The 242-nt window shown below is 56.2% G+C and carries 1 pseudogene; it reads left to right on the top strand.

Features of this window, described 5'->3' with window-relative positions:
- Positions 1–242, top strand: a pseudogene (locus HBA93_RS23030) (alpha/beta fold hydrolase); the annotation flags it as partial.

Genomic DNA, 242 nt, shown 5'->3' with positions numbered 1-242 from the left:
GCCCGCCGCCATTCTATATTCTGGCGCATTCTACCGGCGCGTTGATTTCCTTGCAGTCACATGAAATGTTGCAATCCCGCATCCAGCGTATGGTGCTGGCCTCTCCGTTTTTAGGTTTAGCGCGCAGCATCTTTTCTGACCGGCAATTGCGGCCACTGGCAACCTTGCTGGCCTATGCCGGTTTTGGCAGCCGCTATGCAGGTAAAGTTCCGTTGCAATTGCCGCCGGAGAGCTTTGCCCGC

Origin of the sequence: Ochrobactrum sp. SFR4 (assembly GCF_019730395.1) — a bacterium.
Taxonomy (GTDB): domain Bacteria; phylum Pseudomonadota; class Alphaproteobacteria; order Rhizobiales; family Rhizobiaceae; genus Pseudochrobactrum.
This window is presented reverse-complemented; position numbering and strand designations above follow the sequence as displayed.